Origin of the sequence: Microcoleus sp. POL10_C6, from assembly GCF_036701585.1 — a bacterium.
Classification (GTDB): Bacteria; Cyanobacteriota; Cyanobacteriia; order Cyanobacteriales; family Microcoleaceae; genus Microcoleus.
In genome coordinates, this window is sequence record NZ_JAUBRB010000002.1 from 183573 (window position 1) to 201401 (window position 17829).

16 protein-coding genes are annotated in these 17829 nt (G+C 45.3%); 6 read left to right on the forward strand and 10 right to left on the reverse strand.

Going from position 1 to position 17829, the window contains the following annotated elements; all coding sequences use genetic code 11:
• Window positions 1-175: 175 nt before the first annotated feature.
• Together QUA34_RS01965 and QUA34_RS01970 are read left to right on the forward strand one after the other, a co-directional pair.
• Window positions 176-337, forward strand: a complete 162-nt coding sequence (locus tag QUA34_RS01965) for a hypothetical protein (protein ID WP_333383657.1) — start codon at window positions 176-178, stop codon at window positions 335-337.
• Window positions 338-789: 452 nt separating this feature from the next.
• Window positions 790-2175 (forward strand): hypothetical protein, encoded by a 1386-nt coding sequence (locus QUA34_RS01970; RefSeq protein ID WP_333327188.1) that lies wholly within the window; start codon window positions 790-792, stop codon window positions 2173-2175.
• Between the two features lie 430 nt (window positions 2176-2605).
• On the opposite strand, the gene QUA34_RS01975 is transcribed toward QUA34_RS01970, so the two are convergent.
• Complete coding sequence (locus QUA34_RS01975; protein ID WP_333383661.1) at window positions 2606-3442, reverse strand: hypothetical protein; 837 nt, start codon at window positions 3440-3442, stop codon at window positions 2606-2608.
• A gap of 590 nt (window positions 3443-4032) precedes the next feature.
• A complete protein-coding gene (locus QUA34_RS01980) occupies window positions 4033-4431 on the reverse strand; it encodes a DUF4342 domain-containing protein (protein ID WP_015175606.1) in 399 nt (132 codons plus the stop codon).
• Window positions 4432-4829: 398 nt separating this feature from the next.
• On the opposite strand from QUA34_RS01980, the gene QUA34_RS01985 reads away from it, so the two are divergent.
• Window positions 4830-4955 (forward strand): hypothetical protein, encoded by a 126-nt coding sequence (locus QUA34_RS01985; RefSeq protein ID WP_333169341.1) that lies wholly within the window; start codon window positions 4830-4832, stop codon window positions 4953-4955.
• Between the two features lie 164 nt (window positions 4956-5119).
• Here QUA34_RS01985 and QUA34_RS01990 read toward each other — a convergent pair whose 3' ends face one another.
• A complete protein-coding gene (locus QUA34_RS01990; protein ID WP_333383664.1) occupies window positions 5120-5305 on the reverse strand; it encodes a hypothetical protein in 186 nt (61 codons plus the stop codon).
• A 555-nt stretch (window positions 5306-5860) separates the two neighbouring features.
• Between QUA34_RS01990 and QUA34_RS01995 the strand changes: the two genes are divergently transcribed.
• The gene (locus QUA34_RS01995) at window positions 5861-7345 is read left to right on the forward strand and encodes an ATP-binding protein (RefSeq protein WP_333383668.1); all 1485 of its coding nucleotides are present in this window, start codon (window positions 5861-5863) and stop codon (window positions 7343-7345) included.
• Window positions 7346-7652: 307 nt separating this feature from the next.
• On the opposite strand, the gene QUA34_RS02000 is transcribed toward QUA34_RS01995, so the two are convergent.
• The 4 genes from QUA34_RS02000 to QUA34_RS02015 all read right to left on the reverse strand — a co-directional run bounded on the left by QUA34_RS02000 (window position 7653) and on the right by QUA34_RS02015 (window position 12004).
• Complete coding sequence (locus tag QUA34_RS02000; protein WP_333383671.1) at window positions 7653-8033, reverse strand: hypothetical protein; 381 nt, start codon at window positions 8031-8033, stop codon at window positions 7653-7655.
• Between the two features lie 254 nt (window positions 8034-8287).
• Window positions 8288-9256, reverse strand: a complete 969-nt coding sequence (gene secF, locus QUA34_RS02005; protein WP_333383675.1) for a protein translocase subunit SecF — start codon at window positions 9254-9256, stop codon at window positions 8288-8290.
• A 215-nt stretch (window positions 9257-9471) separates the two neighbouring features.
• Complete coding sequence (gene secD, locus QUA34_RS02010) at window positions 9472-10869, reverse strand: protein translocase subunit SecD (protein ID WP_333383678.1); 1398 nt, start codon at window positions 10867-10869, stop codon at window positions 9472-9474.
• Between the two features lie 151 nt (window positions 10870-11020).
• A complete protein-coding gene (locus tag QUA34_RS02015) occupies window positions 11021-12004 on the reverse strand; it encodes an alpha-ketoacid dehydrogenase subunit beta (RefSeq protein WP_333327202.1) in 984 nt (327 codons plus the stop codon).
• Window positions 12005-12198: 194 nt separating this feature from the next.
• Here QUA34_RS02015 and QUA34_RS02020 point away from each other — a divergent pair, with 194 nt between their 5' ends.
• Window positions 12199-12771: a Uma2 family endonuclease gene (locus QUA34_RS02020; RefSeq protein ID WP_333383680.1), complete on the forward strand. Its 573-nt coding sequence runs from the start codon at window positions 12199-12201 to the stop codon at window positions 12769-12771.
• Between the two features lie 102 nt (window positions 12772-12873).
• On the opposite strand, the gene QUA34_RS02025 is transcribed toward QUA34_RS02020, so the two are convergent.
• On the reverse strand, window positions 12874-14247 hold the full coding sequence (locus QUA34_RS02025; protein WP_333383683.1) for an NACHT domain-containing protein: 1374 nt from the start codon (window positions 14245-14247) through the stop codon (window positions 12874-12876).
• Window positions 14248-14492: 245 nt separating this feature from the next.
• Between QUA34_RS02025 and QUA34_RS02030 the strand changes: the two genes are divergently transcribed.
• Window positions 14493-15335, forward strand: coding sequence for an SH3 domain-containing protein (locus tag QUA34_RS02030; RefSeq protein ID WP_333383686.1), 843 nt, complete (start codon window positions 14493-14495; stop codon window positions 15333-15335).
• Window positions 15336-15408: 73 nt separating this feature from the next.
• Here QUA34_RS02030 and QUA34_RS02035 read toward each other — a convergent pair whose 3' ends face one another.
• Window positions 15409-16134: a M15 family metallopeptidase gene (locus tag QUA34_RS02035; protein WP_333383689.1), complete on the reverse strand. Its 726-nt coding sequence runs from the start codon at window positions 16132-16134 to the stop codon at window positions 15409-15411.
• Window positions 16135-16434: 300 nt separating this feature from the next.
• Complete coding sequence (gene purB / locus QUA34_RS02040; protein ID WP_333383692.1) at window positions 16435-17730, reverse strand: adenylosuccinate lyase; 1296 nt, start codon at window positions 17728-17730, stop codon at window positions 16435-16437.
• Window positions 17731-17829: the final 99 nt, after the last annotated feature.

Here is a 17829-nt window from a genome sequence, read left to right on the forward strand (position 1 = left end):
CACAATCCCCCGATCCCCGACTTCTTAAAAAAGTTGGGGATCTAACAGTTGATTCGGCGATTTAAATTGCTTCTAAACATACGAAGTCGCAGCAGAGGGGGACGAAGGGATTAAGGGGGTATTGAAGCTCGATTGATGTTGTCCAAGTATTTAATTGAGCAACTGAAATGCCCCAATGTTCCCATGTTTATTGTCTGATTTTTTGGTGCATGGTGTCAGGATAACTTGTGACAGTTGTGTAAGTTCTGTTAGTGTTAGATTGGGGATGCGACAGCAAACCAAGGCAGCAGTTAAAGTGGCGATCGAGGAAGCTTTAGGCCAACTGCCCGAAAGCTAATCAACTCAAGTGTATCAGCGCAAATATCAAGAGGTTTATCAGCAAGTCTAGGAATCTTATTCTGAGGCCGGACGCAGTATTTATACCACCGCAGTTTGATGCTGGTGTCAAGGACACCCACCCACAGCTTTTGTCAAAAATCCCTCATAATTTCATCAAAAATTCATCAAGTTTTTACCCACTTTTTATCATTTTTACTGTAATTTATGATACCGATCGCCCAAGTTGCCCGAATCTCCACAACGGCCGAATTTTTAATATTTAATTTCCCGCTCTCGCTTTCCCTCGCTCTCCCTCGCTCTTCCTCCCTCTTTCTCTTTCCTTCGCCCCCTCTCCCTGTTTCACCATAAAATTTGAAATTTTTGAGTGACGAATTATGGCACGATCGCAGCGCGTTTTGATACCATTCAATCAAGCGCAAGACAATCAGGGAATGCACTGGAGGTGTGTAAATGGAGCTTTTGGCAGAACAAAAACGGTGCTTGGATTGCTTGGTAAGCTCGATCGAGCAATTGGGAGGCAGAGTAGACATTCCAAAGCTGGAGCAGATAGCTGAGCTAATTATTCAAACGATGAGAGGGCCTTGGCGCTACTTTCACACGTCGGAACACATTTTTGAGGTCGGGGGGTCAGTCGATCCGATCGAGGTGCTGGCTGCGCTGTTTCACGACCTCGTGTACGTGCAAGTCGATCAGGGCGTTAGTTTCAACATTAGCAGCGCCCTTTGTCCTTTTGTCAAAGAGGTGCGATCGCAGTTAGTTATTAGAGATGAAACCGAACTGCCCGACGATGCCATGTATCAGCTAGTGGCCTCAGTATTTGGGTTTATTCCCGGCAAGACTCTCTCTCCGTTTGGCGGCCAAAACGAATTTTTGAGTGCCGTTATTGCTGCCAAATCTTTGGAGCCTTTTTTGCCAGCTAGTACGATCGCTGAGATAACAGCTTGCATCGAAGCTACTATTCCTTTTCGTCCGGTTGCGCCCAGCGGTTTGAGCGCGATCGAACTTTTGCACGAGCGTTTGGTAAGTATAAATGGCGATTTTAACTTGGGATGGAACCCTGCAGAAATTGTAGAACTTGTCAAGCGTGCTGTCAGGTTAGCAAATAGAGATGTCGAGAATTTTGCCTCTCGAAATTCCTCTAATTTCTTAGACAATACCTGGAATTTGATGCCAGAAACCAACCACGAATTGACAAATGTTAATTCCTATACTGTTGCCGGATATCGCAGGTCTCTGCAAAAAATGGAAGGATTTTTGAACTTCCTCAAACCCGAACTGGTTTTCCAGCAGTTTATGCAAGAGCCCGACGATGAAACCTACGCTAACCTGGTTGCCCGAACTCGCAAAAATATCGAAGTTGCTAAACTTTATCTGGGGGTAAAGCTAATTACTATCGCCATTTTAGAAGCTCTTTCCTACCGTTTGGGGCGTGATATTCCGCTTTCAACTATGATGGGAGAATTGCGTACACCAGGATTTAAAACCTCGGTTTTGGAGGATTACTTGCCCAACAGACAGAGCGCCTACCCCTTAGACAGTCAGTTGCAAAGAGAAGTGTTAGACCTGCTAGAAATAGGACGCAATCAAGAATCGCGCTATGATATTAAAAACTCCCCCGTTTCTACGTTTATTATCAAATCTATCGGCTTTGCTGAAACAGAAAACTTTTTGAAGAAAGCTCAAGAGTTTTTTGCAGATCCTACTTCCTCGGAAGAGTTTCTCTCTTACTGCGCTCCTGATGTCATCGAGACCATCTCCTCCGGCGTGATGAAACTCTTTGATAGCAGAAAGACGGCTTTAGGGAAAGTTAAATTAGTTCACCAAACAGTTTCTTAGGATAGGTTGGCATAATCTTAAAACGTTTTCCATCGCAGAAACCTGGTGTCTTGAGTTCAGCCACAATGTCCGGTTAGTCTGAGATGTTGCACCATTCTCAATAACGGGCTCTGGGGCCCGTTCCACAAAGAATGAGTTTTCTTGTGGGGAGTAGGGGTTGGGTAGGAGAACCCGCAAAAAAAAAGATTATTAAGAATGGTGCAATATCTCAGTTTAAACCCTAAAAAAGTCCTCTTGAACTGAGATATTGCACTATTCTGAATTAGCCTTTTATGAACAGGCTTTCCGGCCTGTTCCACAAGAAAATATACTCTTTGTGGAACAGGCCGGAAAGCCTGTTCTTGAGAATGGTGCCAGATATCAGCTTTAAAGGACTTTAGCTATGAGTCAGGGGTTTGAACCCCTGGCGGACTAATTCGCCATCAAATTTTTATTGCGGTGAACCAGCCGTACCCTCTGCGCCGGAGTTGCTATCAGGTACCGCCGTATCTCTAGGATTAGAATCGCTCTGGCTTTCGGTATTAGTTTCGCCGCTGGTACCTGCTCCAGAAGCACCATCATCTTGAGTTGGAGATGGAGTAGCTGAACTCTCAGGTGCTGGAGTTGGTGGAGTGGAATCTGGCTCCGTCTGCGAATTCGGAACCGTAGTATTGGTATTATTTGACGGCGAAGATGGAGACGGCGCTGCTTGCTGAGCGGGTGCATCTTGCTGCTGTGAATTTGGAATTGTAATATTGATATTGGGAGCCGGACTTGGTTGAGAAGTCGGAGTTGCGTTTTGAGCTGGACTTGGTTGAGGAGCAGGCGTAGCCTTTTGAACTGGAGATGGTTGAACCGGAACAACCCTTTCAATGATCGTTTTTTCTCTCTCTATAGTCCGAGTCGGAGCTGGTGTTGCTGAAGGCTGATTCGCTTTCGGTACAACAATCACAGGAGCAGCGGTAGGAGTAGGAGCCTCCTCACCCCGATTGAAGTAATATACACTGCCGAGAACTAAGCCTACCAAAGAAGCAAGAAGAATTCCTAACAGTAACCCGCGACCAGCATTCTCGTTATCGCGGACTTCTTGGACTCCAAGTTGGCGGTGGTTTTCCGCCATTTCACCCTGTACATAACCTTGATGATGAGCTGCTTCTTTAGAAGCCTTCGCAGTTGTACTCGGAACATTTGTAGTGGTTCGCGTTGTACTGACGTGACCGTTAGTTGCATCGGTGTGAACTTCTTCATGAATTTCACGGCTCGAACTATTTTCTTCGTTAGGTTTCATAATTATCTTCGCCACAACTATTCAAAAAATATTTGTCTGTAGGAGATGCTCTGGTTGGAAAACTTGAGCTAAGCTGTTGAGCATTTAAATCACTTATTTTGATTTACTGTCAAGATTCAGGTGTAAGCGTTGGGTGTTGGGTTCATGAGTTTAAATGCTTAACAGCTTTTAGCTTAGGGAGTTTAGAGAACTTTTGGTTTTTCCTTCATATGTATCCAATGTAACTCGTTAAGGTATTAACCAGGCTCTACCCTTAGAGTGATTCCCAAGTCCCCAAAGGCATAGAATTAGCCATACTTCAACAAAGAATATCGGCTAAATGAGTTATTTATAATGCTTACTGTGCAAGCAGATAGCAATCATTGCAGGAGTCGTAATTTTTTTTACGACTCCTGCAATGATTGCTATGTTTATAAAGCCAGTTTGTGCTTGAAATGTGTTTAAGTCCGGTTAGATAACCACAATTAAGTTTTTAGTAATAAAGACAAGTTTTTTCTCATCTATCAAGAGAGGATAGTCGTACTCACTACCAAGAAGCTTGATTACGGGAAATTAACCGGACAGGAGCCTTACTAACAACTGAATTTTTTTTATTCTGTTCTTTCAATGATGATGGTCATGTGAGCGACTAATGCACCTATCGCTCCCACTGCTGCAATGACTGGAAATAAGGCGGCACCAATCACTCCACCGACTACTCCCACTGTCAGAGGAACTTCTACCAAGATCCGCCCCTCTTCATTTTTGATAATTATGCGTCGGATATTTCCTTCGTGAATCAGTTCTTTAACTTTAGCAACCAAATCGTCGCCGTTAATTTTCACCTCCTCGACGCTAACTTTTTGCTGAGTATAAGCAGGGGTTTCTAAAGGAGTCGTTTCAAAATTAACCTCAGTAACTTTTTGGGCAGAAACTTTTTCAGATACAGGTATTGATTCGAGTTCTCTTGTCCCGACAGGTTCTTGTTCGCGATCTGTAGGTGTGTCCATTTTTTGTTCTCCTTTTAGGTAAAAGTATTTTTGTATAGAATTATATTTAAATATAACACGCAACTTTTTTTGAATCAATCATTCTTTTGGGTGATCTTGGTGCTGCTGTCGTGATTTTATGAAGGTATGATGATGAAAATTCTCTCACTCTCTCGCTTCTGGGCTTATCCCATCTGTCCCTCTCTCCTTGTGCAGTTTAGTTAACTGTCTGCTTCTGGTCCTCGCGTCGCCCCACCCTTGAAAAACCTCCAATTCAGATAGCCAAAGGATGAGAGCGACTTTCACACTCTCACAGACTCAGACTCAACAGGTGTACCGGTTGAAATAGTGACATTGTACTGAAAGTACGATCGTGCCGCCGTGTATACAATTACCACCTCTAATTCGGGAAACCGCACATGGAAACCGTCGCTTACTTTCCTCAAATGTCATTTCAATTTAGCTCAGTGCGATCGCCCAACCAAACCCCACCCCCGGAGGTTCCTCAAATCAACATCTTAGAGTTTCTAATGAGAATTGCCTAAAATCAAGGGGGAGGAGAAGTAATAATGATCGAAAGATTATCGCAACCAAACCAACTTCCTCAAAGTGAAGTGGAGGTTGGAGAAAAGTCGGGTAAAATACAATTATTTCCTTCTGCTTCCTCTTGATTCTCCGTCTCGGATTTTCCAGCGAGAGAATTTAAATATCAAGTTGGCAGCCAGACGGTACTTTTCTGCAAATTTTTAAGGAACATCAAGCGGATGTGTGGAGCATGAGTTTTAGTTGCGATCGCACAACTTAAGCATCTGCCGGGAAAAATTTCGTCGGTGAAGCTTTGGAGCGTCGATGCGGCTAAACTATAAGCTGCCCAACTTGACAAATTGCTCGCCATCGGCTTTCCCTGGCTCGGAGACAACCTACAATACAATCCCCAGGTTGAGTGCGATCGGCAATTTGTGCAAAAAACTGACAATTGAGATTTATTAGCAATTGCCGGAAACCTGTTTTGCCTGAATTTTAAAATCGCGCGATCGGCAGCCGATTTGTCGCTATTCTTGTCTTATTGTAATATAATTTTACGCAAGGGGTAATACGAAATGTACTGCCACAGGTCGCAGATGTTTATCCATCTGAACCAAATTAATGTCATCAAACATTAAAAATAGTTATGACTGTTATATTCGGATTACTAAAATCTTGGATATATAAAATTTACTACATAGTCAGGTTTCAAAGGGGTGTCTGCTGTTAAATCAATCTAACCTGCAATATCGTTTCGGGGGACACCAGCACGATTTAAGGAAAAAAAATCCTGCTGAATTAACTGGATTCGAGGGAGCAGAGAGAAGTTGATGACTAAGCTATAAAAAGAGTTGAAAAAACCTTCTAAATAGTAGGCAAGACTCCAGCAGCCAACCGCAACTGCCAATTACCAAAGGAGGGAGCAGTGTATGAAACTGACGGGTTGAGTCCCCTAAAATCGCCGCTTGGTTTGCGATCGACTCTACAGGAATTAACCCTGTACGACTTTCTCTTAGAATCTGAGTGTCCGGGGGCCGAAGTTGCTAAAATTTTTCAAGCAAACCCTTTAGTTCCCGGCATCATCATCACTCAGCAAGGAAAGTTTATCGGGATGATTTCGCGGCGGCGTTATTTTGAACACATGAGCCGCCCCTACAGCTTGGAGTTATTTTCTCAACAGCCTTTGTTCATACTCTACCGCTTTACTAAAACTGATATGTTGGTTCTCGATCGCGAAACCTCAATTATGACGGCAGTGCGGCAGTCTTTGGAGCGATCGGCCGAACTAATCCACGAACCAATTGTAGTACAAGTAGAACCAGAAAGTTACAAACTTTTAGACGTACACCAACTGCTTCTTTCTCAGTTGCAAATTCACGAGTTATCAACCGTGGCGATGCGCGAGTCGCAAGCACAATTGAGACATCAAGCCCAACAGCTCGAACTTGCCCTGCTGGAACTTCAGCGCACTCAAACTCAACTAATTCAAACAGAAAAAATGTCTTCTTTGGGGCAGTTAGTAGCAGGAGTAGCTCACGAAATCAACAATCCGATCGGCTTTATTTATAGCAATTTGCACCACGCTAAAGAGTACACGCAATGTTTAATGCGGATGCTCGACATCTACCGACAGCACTGTCCCGAACCCATCGCAGCAATTGAAGCGGAAGCAGAAAAAATCGAACTCGATTATTTGCTAGAAGACTTGCCTAAAGTCTTAAATTCTATGCAGCAAGGTGCAGAAAGAGTGCGCGACATCGTTTTGTCGCTGCGGAATTTTTGCAGATTAGACGAAGCTGAAATGAAGCAGGTCAACATTCACGACGGTCTCAACAACACGATTATGCTTTTGCAAAGCCAGCTTAAAGGGAAACCGGGGCAGGAGGCGATCGAAATTCACAAAGAATACAGCGACTTGCCGCTGGTGCAGTGCTATCCCGGACAGCTCAATCAGGTATTTATGAATATTTTACTTAATGCAATTTACGCTCTGGTTGAGTCTAATAAACACGAAAATGTTGATAAAAAAAACGCGAAAAAGTCGCAATCCGGCGAAGAAAAGCAGTCTTGTACAAAGACTCAATTATCACTTTCTCAGTCTACCCGCCTCGTTCCTACGATTCGGATTCGCACCGAGTTAATTGAGAAAAAAAAGGTACTAATTAAAATTTATGACAACGGCCCTGGGATGACAGAAGATGTTCGGAAGCGGTTGTTTGACCCTTTCTTTACTACTAAGCCGGTCGGCCAAGGAACGGGTTTGGGACTGTCGATTAGCTATGAAATTGTTGTCAACCAACACCGCGGCGCATTGAAGTGCTTTTCGGAACCAGGAAAAGGAGCAGAATTTGCGATCGAAATTCCGCTTCAACAGTCTTCCCTAGCACAGATTTTGCCTCGCTTTGCGTGATATAGCAGAAGGAAGTTCGGCAACGGATTCGCTCGACGGATGTAACGGATTTAACTGAGATATTGTACGATTCTCCAGAACAGGCTTTCCGGCCTGTTCCACAAGAAAATTCACTCTTTGTGGAACAGGCCGGAAAGCCTGTTCATAAAAAGCTTATTGAGAAGGGTGCAAGATTTCAGATGTAACGGATGTAACGGATGTCAGGAAGAAGGAACAAGCAATAAAAGTTAGGGAATCGGCCGTTGAAACCGCTTAAGAGTCAAACTTTCGTCCCTTTTGCTTGAGACTAAAGAATAAAGCCAGTCAGCTACCGCGAATTTTTGCAAACCCACTTCCACAAAGGATGACTCGGCCCCTGTTGGCGAATGCGGCGAACTTGTTGTTCCAAACCCTGTTTTTCCCGCAGGGGCAATCCTCGCACCATATTGCGACTTTGCCAAGTTAGCACTCCTAAAGTCATCCCCAAGCACAAACCCAAACCGAGAGTGGGCCAGCGATGAAAAGATAAACCGTAGCGCACCGCCGCCCAAGTGAAGTGTTCTAACCACAAAGCGATTTCGCGGCGCAAACCCCAAATGCTCAAAGAACCGACGCTAATCCACAGCAATATCACTGTTAACCAGCGGCCGTAAACTGTTAGTTTGTGAAGCCTTTGGACTTCGATTTGAAAAGTTTGGTCAGTAGTCATTTGTTATTTGTTATTTGTTATATTATGTCCGGTCGATTACCCCTAATACGGTAGGGGCGGGTTCACGAAAAATATCTGCCAATAATTGACAATCTCAAAAACCCGCCCTTTTAATCGCTCGATCGGACATGATATTATTTGTCATTTGTCATTTGTCATTTGTTATTGATTATTTATTATTAGTCAGTCAACAGTTAACCGTCAACAGTTAACCGTCAACAGTTAACCGTTCACAGTTAACCGTTCACAGTCAATTAAACTTCCTCTGACTGGTTGATTCCTTCTGCTGGGACGGGGATAGAGTGGGCCGTCCGAGTGCGCCACCAAGCTAGCAGCGTACTGGCAATGAAAATACTCGAATACGCACCCGCAATAAAGCCGACAATCAAAGCTAAAGCAAAGTATTTGAGGGTTTCGCCGCCAAACAAAAAGATTGAAAACAATGTCAGCAGCGTGGTAAATGTTGTGTTAATTGACCTTCCCAGTGTCTGCATGACAGCATCATCGACAATTTGATCGATCGACTGTCCCGGATTTAGCTTGATTACTTCTCGCACGCGATCGTAAATTACCACAGTATCGTTAACAGAAAAACCGATAATTGTCAAGAGCGCGACCACAAATAAACTGTCAACTTCCACTCCTTGAACTAAACCCAAAAATGAGAAAACACCCAGAGTAACCAACACGTCGTGGAAGAGAGCAACGAAAGCAAAAAAGGCATAATCCAACTGAAACCGAAATGTTAGATAAACCGTAATTCCAGCAAAGGAAAGAAATAAAGCCAACAATCCCGAAGTAAATAATTGTTTACCGAGGGTAGGCCCAACCGTATCAATTTGAGTAGATTGAGGAGCAAAAGCCCCTATTTTTTCGCTCAAAGCTGTTTGCAAATTAGTCCGCTGTTCGACATCCAAAGTTTTTGTTCGCAGCGATAAACCTCGCTGTTCTTTGCCGATAACTTGAATGCTACTGCCCGCTAAACCTTGGGTGTCCAGGACTTGGCGGACAGCAGCAAGATCGATGGGTTTACAATTTCCCGGTTTCGTGCAGTCGAGTTCAAATTGCAGCCGAGTGCCACCGATAAAGTCCAAACTGGGGCGCAGTGGTGCGCGGATGTCGGGACGAGTCCAAGAAATCGCCATCGACACTATACCTGCGAGGATTATAGCGGCGGAAATACTCCACCAGAGCGATCGATATTTGATTACACTAAATTTCATAATTTGAAGGAAGAGGGAAGTTCGGCAACGGATTGTGTAAGCTGTTACGCATCTAAATTGTATTTTTGGGCGGGCGGGACGCCCACCCCACAAGAATTTGCTCGAATTTGATTGTCAAATTTAGATGCGCCTCAGCTTAACGAATGTAACGGATGTAAGAAGGAAGGAAGAAGTTAACAGTCAACAGTCAACAGTCAACAGTCAACAGTCAACAGTTAACTATTAGCAGTTTTCGACAAATCGGGACAGAACCACTGAGGTTTCCGCAATGCTGGAAAGCTCAATACTACGAACAGCAGAGTGCGGCTGCAAGTAATAGCAGTAAACATACTCACTACTACGCCCAATGCTAGAGTTACAGCAAACCCTTTAACTAAACCAGCACCCAACCAGAACAAAGCAGCACAAGCAATAACTGTTGTGACGTTACCGTCTAAAATGCTGGAAAAAGCGCGGTAAAAACCCGATTCAACCGATCGATAAAGCGATTTCCCCGCCCGCAACTCTTCCCGCGTGCGCTCAAAAATCAGCACGTTAGCATCCACTGCCATCCCGATGCTGAGCACAAAACCAGCAATTCCCGGCAGCGTTAATGTCACTCCCAAAAGCACGAAAGCTGCCCAAGTTAATAGAGCATAAATTAACAGCGCAATATTAGCAATTACGCCAGGGAGTCGATAGTACGCAACCATGAAAATCAAGACTAAAACTAAGCCGCCGATACCTGCGTTAATACTGCTTTGAATGCTGTCTTTACCCAAGCTAGCGCCGATCGTGCGGTTTTCTACAATTTCGACAGGCACCGGCAAAGCGCCGCCCCGCAATTGCACTGCCAAATCGTTGGCTTCTTGCGTTGTAAAGTTGCCTTGAATTACGGCACTTCCACCAGTAATTCCTGCCTGGGCAAATTCAACGCCGACGACTGGAGAACTGATCATTCTTTCGTCTAGGAAAATACCGATGCTGCGTCCGGTACCTGCTAAATTTTTAGTTAGTTGGGCAAAGAGTTCGCCTCCTTTGGTATCGAAAACAAGAGCAACATTCCAGTTGTTCCCAGCCGCCAAGGGTTGAGGTTGAGCGTCTTTGAGGTTTTCGCCACCGAGGCCGGTGCTTTTGAAGAGTTTGGCTATCGCCTCATTGCTTCTTTTCAAAGCAGCCTGATTTTCTTTAATTGCTGCCTCATTAGGGCTGGTTTTCAATTCTGCTTGTTTGACCAGCAATTCCTGCTGCAACTGCCTTTCAATGGCTAATTGTGCTTCTGTTCCAGGCAGTTGTTCCAGAAATTCTAGCTTTGCCGTGCCTCCCAAAACTCGTTCTGCTTGCTGCGGGTCATTTACTCCGGGCAACTGCACGAGAATTTGGTCTTCTCCTACTGTTTGGACTAATGCTTCGGAAACTCCCAAACCGTTAACCCGGTTTTCGACAATCCGCCGCACAGCTTCTAACATTCCCTGGTCTATTTTGGGAATTGTGGGGGTAGTTTTTACCTGAATTGTGAGTTGCGATCCTCCTTGCAAGTCTAATCCCAGCCGCGTCGGAATTGTTACTATTACAGTAATAGCGGCGATGATTAAAACAAAAATTAGGGCTAATATTGAACGTTGTTTTTGCATATTTAATTATTAGTCATTGGTCAGTTGGCAGTTGTCAGTTGGCAGTTGGCGGTTGGCAGATTTTAGTCATCAGTCATCAGTCATCAGTCAACAGTCATCAGTCAACAGTCAACAGTCAACAGTCAACCAATGACTACTGACTAATCACTATTTATACTCGCAAAGCTACCATTTTTTGGACGGCTTCGACAATTTGAGTGGGCTGGACAATGGTCAGTCTTTCCAAATTGCCGTTGTAAGGTGTGGGAATATCTTGTGAAGACAGGCGCAAAACCGGTGCGTCGAGTTCGTCAAAAAATCGATCGCTAATCGAAGCAATGAGTTCGGCACCAATGCCTCCTGTTTTCATGCACTCCTCTACAATGATTACTTTGTGAGTTTTGCGAATGGATTCGCCAATTGTCTCCATGTCCAGGGGTTTGAGAGAAATTAGGTCGATTACTTCTGGATCGTAACCTTCTTTTACCAGGGCGGGCACGGCTTGCATGACGTGGTGCCGCATCCGGGAATAAGTCACGATTGTGACATCTTTGCCCGATCGCACAATTTCTGCTTTGTCCAGCGGCACTAAATATTCTGTTTCTGGCAAATTTTCTTTGAGGTTGTAAAGAAGAACGTGCTCGAAAAACAGAACGGGGTTATCGTCGCGGATGGCTGATTTTAAGAGTCCTTTGGCGTTGTAGGGAGTCGAACAGGCGACTATTTTCAAACCCGGTACAGCTTGGAAATATGCTTCTAACCGCTGGGAGTGTTCCGCGCCGAGTTGCCGGCCCACGCCGCCAGGCCCACGAATTACCATCGGCATTTTGAAGTTGCCGCCGGATGTGTAGCGCAGCATTCCGGCATTATTGGAAATTTGGTTGAAGGCCAGCAGCAAAAAGCCCATGTTCATGCCTTCGATGACCGGCCGGAGTCCCGTCATTGCTGCGCCTACTGCTAGGCCTGTAAAGCTATTTTCGGCGATCGGGGTGTCGAGCACTCTAAGTTCGCCGTATTTGTTGTAGAGGTCTTTGGTGACTTTGTAGGAACCGCCGTATTGACCTACGTCTTCGCCGAGTACGAATACGGCGGAGTCGCGGGCCATTTCTTCGTCTAACGCCTCGCGGAGGGCGTTGAACAATAAGGTTTCTGCCATAGGAGGTTAAGCAATGATTGCAGGAGGGTCAGACTAGAATATTAACCTTTTGGGGGTGTCGATCTAGGAGTCGATCGCAAATTTGACAGTTAAAACCTGAGACTTGGCCAATCTTTATCATAACATTTGTATTATGTCAACGAATATTTAAGTTAAAATAATAGTAACTTGCCTGCCCACAGCAGAGGAATATTATGCTCCAGACAAAAACTCAACTCACTCTGGAAGAGTTTCTCTCTCTTCCCGAAGGAGAAGGCGATATTACCTACGAACTTATTGACGAGCAAGCAGTACCGAAAATGTCACCTAAAAAATTTCATTCTCGCCTCACCAGAAGCCTAATAAAACTCCTAGAACAGTGGGGTGAGGAACGGGGAGAAATTGGTGTAGAATGGGCGGTAAAATTAACCCGCCACGGGCGAGACTGGGTGCCAGTACCCGATCTTTTATATGTTTCTTACCACCGCTTATCTCCTGACTGGAATCAAGATGAAGCCTGTCCTGTAGTCCCTGAATTAGTCATAGAAATTATTTCCCCAGAACAAACTTTCGGTCAGTTAGCTGCTAAAGCGAGAGATTATTTAGATGCTAAGGTATTGCGGGTTTGGGTAGTAGATAGCAAGGCGAGAAGCATTACAGTTTTTTACCCCGATGCAGCACCGCAGACTTATATGGGAGATACGCTATTAATAGATACACTTTTTGATGGATTAGAATTTACAGCGCAACAGCTATTTCAGATGGCAAAAATACCGCCAAACTTTTAACTAATAGGCTTATTGCATAAATGTTTTATTGTCAGAAAAGCGCAGATTAACGCAGATTAACGCAGATGATTTTAAGAGGGAGGGCGAGTTTTCTTATCTTGTCTAATGACTAATTTCAGCAAAATGTTTTTGCAATAAATCGTGAATAAATCGATAGCGCCGATCGCCCGTTTTTTGCAGTAGCAGGCGATCGGTCGCAGCATCGAGAAAACGCTTGTAATCCCAAGGAATGTAGCCGTTCGACCACAGCACCAGGCGCAATATCAAACTTTCAATCCCCGGAATTCCCGGCAAAAAAGCACTAATTACCGCAGCAACAGCACCCGCAATTAATCCCCAAATTGACCCGGAGACTAGGCTGGCAATTAATCCTAAAATCACCCAAATCAGCCCGCCAACCAGCTTAACTCCAAACTGATACTTGCGCCGTTCATCGGCTGTTTGCAGCCAGCTAGACGGTATGCGATCGAGGTAAAATTCTTGAATTCCTTGCTGTTCCATCCTTCTGGCCAACCATCCCAGCCAGTGGCGAATTTGTTCCGGCCGCAGTTCCTTACCTCTGGGATACTGCTTGACTTGCCCGGTCATTTGGTGGCGAATATAGGCAGTTAACAGATATTTGCGCTGTTCTTCTGGAGAAGTTATGCGCTTCCAAGCTTCGATTAAAATATCGTCGTAAGCCAGAGCCATCATGCTCAAAAGCAAGGGAACTTTTGCCAATTTCAACAACTCCGGCTCGTGTTCAATGCTGTACCAAAGTTCGCGGCTTCTGGCTTCTAGCAGATAATTTTGAATTTGAGTTTCTCTTAAAGGTTTCAACAAAACTGCTGCTTGCAGGCGAAATCTAGTTTCGCAGTTTTTGTAAGCTTCAAAACTGCTGCAAGCTACTAAATGTTTGGGTTTAAATTCGCTTTCCACAAACTGATTGATTGCTTGAATGCAGCTATTTTGGCGGTGGGTTTCTACTTCGTCCAAGCCGTCGAGGAGAGGCAGCAATTGTTGTTCGGTCAGCCATTTTTTGCCGACAGCAGGAGAGATGCCGTATTTGAACTGAAGTTGAGCAATTAACCAATCGGCGATCGCCCCAGATTCTGCTTTCCACGATCCGAGTTCAAACAGCACTGGTACTGGCAAACTAGCATCTTTTTGGGCGCGGGAAACTAACACGCGAGCTAATTCTAGCAGCGTCGTAGTTTTGCCTGCACCCGTGGCTCCCAAAATTACCAATTTGCCGCCGGCGCGATCGAACACTTTAGCCATGCTTGCTTTGGGAGGAAGCCGAAAACTCGGACGGTTGCCCGCTTTCACTTCCACATCCCAACAGCGGTTAACACCCGTTGGCGACGAGTCTTGACTGAGGTTAGCCAGTACAGCGGCGTGCAAAGACTGCGCGAGCCCTGCTTGGACTTCCTGCTTCACCTTCTCCAACAATCGATCGCGAGGCGGTTGTAATCTTAGAGGAATCAATTTTGACATTTTATGTACCTCGCGCTGAACGCTTACCTTCGCAAATTGGCGCGCAAATAACCCAGAGCAAGATTACCATCAGTATAGGCGTCCAGTATATATTTACTCAAATTATTGCGACAATTATGGCTCTGAAATTTTATCTAAAAATCCTGACCCTGTGGGCAGCACTAGGTATTTCCACTGTAAATTAACTGGCGATCGCCCCAACTCCCAAACAAAAATTATTAGTATAGATACAGAGAGGGTTTTTTATGTCATTTACGAAGGCTCAAATCATCACAGTAAGCTTAGCAGGAGTGGCAACAGCGGTGGGAGTGGCTGTTGCAACTATACAGTCGGGTGCGATGAAACAATCCGATCTTCCCCTTGCAGAATCCCCGGCATCCACCAGAAACCAGATTGCAGGGCCGACGAACAACCCTGAATCTCGGCAACCAAAATCTCTGCAAGCACAAACCCCGGCTGCAGAATCTCCGAAATTCCCACCCCAACCGGCAAAAACCCCGGCTGTTCAATCCTCGCTAGTTGCAGGAGTCCCTGGGCCAAAAGTTGAGCCAGTAGTTGTCACACCCCCAGATTCGGGTTGCAAAATCAGTATGGCTGTAGTCAGCGATCCGAATCCACCGCTAAATGTGCGATCGATCCCGCAAGTAAGGGGCAGCAACATAGTAGGAAAACTTAAAAATAATACCTTTGTTTCAGTTGCCGAAGAACAAAACGGTTGGCTGCGAATTACCGATCCAGTTCCCGGTTGGATTGCGAAAAGACGCACCGAAAGCAGTTGTTCTAATGTCAACCAGCAGATTAATCTTCTGCCGGGAGGAGATGAGGCGATCGTCAAAGGTCGAATTATTGGTGGCGGCAGCCATTCTTACCGGATTCGCGCCCGAAAAGGTCAAACAATGACTGTTAGGAATCGGAAAGATGTTTTCCCGCAAATTATAACTCCTAGCGGCAAACTTTTAGCCGGAGATCCTTATCAAGGCAATGAAACAGAGTGGAGTGGAAAAGTGCCAGTAACAGGCAATTACACATTACAATTAGACTCGAATTTCCGAGGATACGAATACGAATTTTCGGTAAAATTGCGATAATTTTCCTGATATAGGTAGGGATACGGCACTGCCGTGCCCTACCTGTATCTGCGACTATTAATAAATAGTATAATTAAGGAATAGCCCCCAGCGAGATATCAAGAATCGCAAATTTCTGCCAATCTTCCGAATCAAAGTGCCACCATTCAGTTGTGATACTCATCAATCCGTGTTTTTTCATTGCATCCTTAAGCACTTGACGATTTTTCCGAGATTCGGCGCTGCCGCCTTGATAATCTCCGTGAGCTTTTTCGGTAAAATCATCGTAAGGTGTAGGCATTTCTAATTCTTTGCCAGTGCGATCGACTAAAGTCAAATCAATAGCAGCGCCGCGATTGTGCCGCGAACCTCTAGCAGGATTAGCAACATAGCGCGGATCGGGCCAAGCTTGCCACATTTGCTTAGTCACAGAGAAAGGCCTGTAGCAATCGTAAACTTTCAAACCCAATCCAATTTTTTCCAAATCTGTTTGAACTAGCCCTAACTGTTGAGCAACAGAACTTCTCAAGGCGCATTTCGATATAGGGTAAAGTTTTCGTTTCAAGAAATTGTTAGTAGTGGCGTATCGGATATCGAGGCGAATGTTGGGATTTACGGTGCGGATGTCAACCAGTCGTGCCGAAGGGGGAAGTTGACTCATGAAAATACTTTCAGGTACTACTGAGTTTGGTTCGGCTTGGGTAATTTGCACTTGTGGCGGCTCCTGGGCGCGAATCGACGTTGTATAATTCAGTGTGGTTGTAGATAGTAATATTAGAGCGAATACAAGTAGATATTTTGTAAATCGGTTTAATTTCATAGCTCTGTTAAGTGGATATTTAATAGAGTTTTTACATTTCATATCTTGGGGAATTTTCGCGCTTTTCGTGTTGTCTGCTAGCCCGCCAGACCGACAGGGGTTGAAACCCCTGTCTCATAGCTAAAGTCCTCTGAAGAGGACTGAAATATTTCTCTAAAACTTTTATTTTATGAGTCTTTCAGTCGGTTTTAACCGACTTTAGCTATGAGACGGGGGTTTAAACCCCCGGCGGACTGTGGGACAAGCGCGAGAACGCTCGCTCTCTTTTCTCTCTGAGTCATTTTTAATTGTTAATTGTCCTCAAATTCCCAAGCGCTGATACACTAAATCTAAGTGCCTCAATTGATACTGCGGATCGAAACAATCATCAATTTCTTTGGTCGTCATCTTAGCTGTTACCCGATCGTCCTTAGCAATTAAATTGTAGAAATTGCCGCCCGGTTTGTTCCAAGCTTCGTGAGCACAAGATTGCACAATTTTGTATGCGTCTTCGCGACTCGTGCCTTTTTCTACTAAGGCTAACATCACGCGCTGGCTGAAAATGACTCCGCCGTAAAGGTTCATGTTTCGCTTCATGTTTTCGGGATAGACTAGCAGGTGTTTTACTAAGTCTGTGGTTTCTACTAACATGAAGTGAGTTACTGTAGAACTGTCGGGCAAAATCATCCGTTCTACGGAACTGTGAGAGATGTCTCGTTCGTGCCAAAGTGCAACGTTTTCTAAGGCTGCGACGGCGTTGGCGCGGACGATTCTCGCCATTCCTGTGAGTCTTTCCGATCGAATCGGGTTGCGTTTGTGGGGCATGGCGGATGAGCCTTTTTGCCCTTTGGAAAAGAATTCTTCGACTTCGAGAACGTCGGTGCGTTGCAGGTTGCGGATTTCTACTGCAAAACGCTCGATCGATGCTGCTAAGAGTGCTAAGGTTTGGACATATTCGGCGTGTCGATCGCGCGAAATGACTTGAGTCGATGCGGTATCGGGTTCGAGTCCGAGGTTTTGACAGGCGATCGCTTCAATTCGCGGGTCAATATTAGCATAGGTTCCGACTGCGCCGGAGATTTTGCCGACTGCTATGGACGATCGCAAATTCACTAATCGGGCGCGGTTGCGAAAGACTTCTGCCAGCCATCCTGCTAGTTTAAAGCCAAAGGTGATGGGTTCGGCGTGAATTCCGTGCGATCGGCCAACCATGACGGTATTGCGATGCTGTTGAGCCTGATAGCGAATAGCTTGACTCAATTCTTCGACACGTTCTAACAAGATATTGACGCTGGCGACTAATTGCAGCGCCAAAGCAGTATCGAGCACGTCGGAACTGGTTAAGCCGAGGTGAATGTAGCGGCCGGCATCGCCTACATATTCGTTGACATTTGTCAAGAAGGCGATCATGTCGTGGCGGACTTCGGCTTCTATTTCGAGGACTCGTTTGGGGTCAAAATTAGCCTTAGCTTTGATTTCTTCGACTGCGGCGGCGGGGATGTAGCCGAGTTCGGCTTGAGCTTCGCAGACAGCGATTTCTACTTGCAGCCAGCTTTTGAGTTTGGCGGTTTCAGTCCAGATGTTGCCCATTTCGGGCAAAGTGTAGCGCTCTATCACGGTGGGAGTTGGGGAATGCGATCGTCCTATTGTACCTCTGCGCGGCCTCCGTCTTCAGTCGGGATGGGGAATTTCGGGCGATCGGGCTTTCCACATATG

Excerpts from the sequence above, each read along its gene's own strand:
- secD (WP_333383678.1), bottom strand. The coding sequence starts at position 10,869 with ATGCAAAAACAACGTTCAATATTAGCCCTAATTTTTGTTTTAATCATC.
- QUA34_RS01965 (WP_333383657.1), top strand. The coding sequence starts at position 176 with ATGTTCCCATGTTTATTGTCTGATTTTTTGGTGCATGGTGTCAGGATA.
- QUA34_RS02035 (WP_333383689.1), bottom strand. The coding sequence starts at position 16,134 with ATGAAATTAAACCGATTTACAAAATATCTACTTGTATTCGCTCTAATA.
- QUA34_RS01985 (WP_333169341.1), top strand. The coding sequence starts at position 4,830 with ATGGAAACCGTCGCTTACTTTCCTCAAATGTCATTTCAATTTAGCTCA.
- QUA34_RS01975 (WP_333383661.1), bottom strand. The coding sequence starts at position 3,442 with ATGAAACCTAACGAAGAAAATAGTTCGAGCCGTGAAATTCATGAAGAA.
- QUA34_RS02015 (WP_333327202.1), bottom strand. The coding sequence starts at position 12,004 with ATGGCAGAAACCTTATTGTTCAACGCCCTCCGCGAGGCGTTAGACGAA.
- QUA34_RS01980 (WP_015175606.1), bottom strand. The coding sequence starts at position 4,431 with ATGGACACACCTACAGATCGCGAACAAGAACCTGTCGGGACAAGAGAA.
- QUA34_RS01970 (WP_333327188.1), top strand. The coding sequence starts at position 790 with ATGGAGCTTTTGGCAGAACAAAAACGGTGCTTGGATTGCTTGGTAAGC.
- QUA34_RS02030 (WP_333383686.1), top strand. The coding sequence starts at position 14,493 with ATGTCATTTACGAAGGCTCAAATCATCACAGTAAGCTTAGCAGGAGTG.
- secF (WP_333383675.1), bottom strand. The coding sequence starts at position 9,256 with ATGAAATTTAGTGTAATCAAATATCGATCGCTCTGGTGGAGTATTTCC.
- QUA34_RS01990 (WP_333383664.1), bottom strand. The coding sequence starts at position 5,305 with ATGGCGAGCAATTTGTCAAGTTGGGCAGCTTATAGTTTAGCCGCATCG.
- QUA34_RS02025 (WP_333383683.1), bottom strand. The coding sequence starts at position 14,247 with ATGTCAAAATTGATTCCTCTAAGATTACAACCGCCTCGCGATCGATTG.
- QUA34_RS02020 (WP_333383680.1), top strand. The coding sequence starts at position 12,199 with ATGCTCCAGACAAAAACTCAACTCACTCTGGAAGAGTTTCTCTCTCTT.
- QUA34_RS02000 (WP_333383671.1), bottom strand. The coding sequence starts at position 8,033 with ATGACTACTGACCAAACTTTTCAAATCGAAGTCCAAAGGCTTCACAAA.